Genomic DNA, 2516 nt, shown 5'->3' on the forward strand with positions numbered 1-2516 from the left:
GGCGGCGGCGGGCCTGCCGCAGGCCGAGGTGCTGACCGCGGCGCCGGACGGCGGGATCGCCGCCGGCGCGGGCGGCCGCGAGCTCGCGCCCTGGCTCCTGGGCCTCGCCGCGCTGATCCTGCTGGCCGAGACCAGGCTGTCGCGCCGCGCCGCCTGACGGCTCGCCCGCGGTCTTGATTCCCGCAGGCGATGGGTTACCCTTGTCCGGGGACGGGCCCGGTCCTGATTGGCGGCCCGTCCGCCGCCGCCAACGCGAGGTCTACCGCCATGTGGGATTACTCCGAGAAGGTCCTCGACCACTTCATGAACCCCCGCAACGTGGGCGCGCTCGACGACGCCGACGGCGTCGGCGAGGTGGGCTCGATGGCCTGCGGCGACGCCCTGCGCCTGTGCTTCAAGCTCGGCCCGGACGGGCGCATCGTCGACGCCCGCTTCCAGACCTTCGGCTGCGGCAGCGCCATCGCCTCGTCGTCGATGCTCACCGAGATGCTCAAGGGCTTGACCCTCGAGCAGGCGGCGCGCATCAGCAACGAGGACATCGCTCGCGAGCTGGACGGCCTGCCGCGCGAGAAGATGCACTGCTCGGTCATGGGTCGCGAGGCGCTCGAGGCGGCCATGGTCGACTACTACCACCGCCAGGGGCGCGACGTGCCCTGCGGCCTGCTGGTCCAGGACGTCGAGATCTGCCACTGCTTCCAGGTCAGCCGCGAGACGATCGTCAAGACGATCCGGCAGTACCGCCTGCGCGAGATCGAGGACGTCACCCACTACACCAAGGCCGGCGGCGGCTGCACGTCCTGCCACCACGACATCCGCCACCTCATCGAGGAGGTCTGGCAGGAGCTCGAGGCCGCGCCCGCGGGCCTGGTGCAGGTCGAGCTGCCTGCGGCCGGCGACGAGCGGTCCCGCCAGATCCGCGAGGTGCTCGAGAACGACATCGCCCGCGCCCTGCGCACCGACGGCGGCGACATCGAACTGGTCGCGATCCGGGGCCACCGCGTCCACGTGAAGCTGACCGGCGCCTGCGCCAGCTGCCCCTCCTCCGGCGCCACCATCAAGGGCTGGGTCGAACAGCAGCTGCGCGAGCACGTGAGCCCGGACCTCGAAGTCGTCGAGGAGAAGTCGTGACGTTCAACCTGCAGGAAGGCCTGCCGCCGCGCCCGCCGGACGGGGTCTACCTCGACAACAACGCGACGACCCGCGTCGCGCCGGAAGTCGTCGAGGCCATGCTGCCCTACCTGTCCGGCAACTACGGCAACCCGTCGAGCATGCACGCCTTCGGCGCCGCGGCGGGCCGCGCCGTCGACCGCGCCCGCGTCCAGACGGCCGCGCTGATCGGGGCGGCGCTGCCGGCGGAGATCGTCTTCACGGCCGGCGGTTCCGAGAGCGACAACCTCGCGATCGTCGGCACGCTGCGCGCCCACCCCGGGAAGCGCCACCTCGTGACCACGTCGGTGGAGCACCCGGCGGTGCTCGGCCTCTGCCGCGAGCTGCAGAGCCGGCAGGGCTACGAGGTCGACTACCTGCCGGTGGACGCGCTCGGCAACCTGGATCCCGACGACCTGCGGCGCGTCCTGCGGCCCGACACCGCGGTGGTCAGCGTCATGGCGGCCAACAACGAGACCGGGGTCGTCTTCCCGGTCGAAGAGATCGGCCGGATCGTCAAGGAGCACGGCGCCGTCTACCACGTGGACGCCGTGCAGGCGGTCGGCAAGCTGCCGCTGGACATGGCCGGCTCCACCGTCGACCTGCTGTCGCTGTCGGGGCACAAACTCCACGCGTGCAAGGGCGTCGGCGCGCTGTACGTGCGGCGCGGCACGAAGCTGCGCCCGCTGATCGCCGGCGGCCACCAGGAGCGCGGGCGCCGCGCCGGCACCGAGAACGTGCCGGGCATCGTCGCCCTGGGCCGGGCCTGCGAGCTGGCGGCGTCCGGGCGCGAGGTCGAGCAGGTCGCCGTGCGGCGGCTGCGCGACCGCCTCGAACGGGCCGTGCTGGCCGCCGTCCCGGACTGCCGCGTCAACGGCGACCCGGACCGCCGCCTGCCCAACACGACCAACATCAGCTTCGACTACATCGAGGGGGAGGGCATCCTGCTGCTGCTGGACCGCGTCGGGGTCGCCGCCTCGAGCGGCTCGGCCTGCACCTCGGGCAGCCTGGAACCGTCCCACGTCCTGAAGGCCATGGGGGTGCCCTTCATCGCCTCCCACGGCTCGATCCGCTTCTCGCTGAGCCGCTACACGACCGAGGAGGAGATCGACTACACGGCCGCCGCGTTGCCGCGCATCGTGGAGAGGCTGCGGGCGATCACCCCCTTCGGGAAGGAGCGCAAGACGTTCGGGGGCTGAGCCGCTCCCCGCCGTCGCCGCACCATGCTGACGCACGACACCGACACCGCCGCCGGCCTGCTCGACGGACCGCTCGCGGGCGCGGTCCCGGCCGGCCGGCTCGACGCGCCGGTCGCGGCGTTCGCGGCCGCGCTGGCGGCGTCCCGCGACGACCCCGCGCGCCTGCCGGTC

General features: G+C 73.2%; 2 protein-coding genes. Both read left to right on the plus strand.

Features of this window, described 5'->3' with window-relative positions; translation table 11 throughout:
- The first annotated feature begins 267 nt into the window (after positions 1 to 267).
- Positions 268 to 1128, plus strand: a complete 861-nt coding sequence (gene nifU, locus Q7W29_05685; protein ID MDO9171304.1) for a Fe-S cluster assembly protein NifU — start codon at positions 268 to 270, stop codon at positions 1126 to 1128.
- A gap of 20 nt (positions 1129 to 1148) precedes the next feature.
- Positions 1149 to 2345, plus strand: a complete 1197-nt coding sequence (nifS, locus tag Q7W29_05690) for a cysteine desulfurase NifS (protein ID MDO9171305.1) — start codon at positions 1149 to 1151, stop codon at positions 2343 to 2345.
- Positions 2346 to 2516: the final 171 nt, after the last annotated feature.

The organism is bacterium (assembly GCA_030654305.1).
Taxonomy (GTDB): Bacteria; Krumholzibacteriota; Krumholzibacteriia; order LZORAL124-64-63; family LZORAL124-64-63; genus PNOJ01.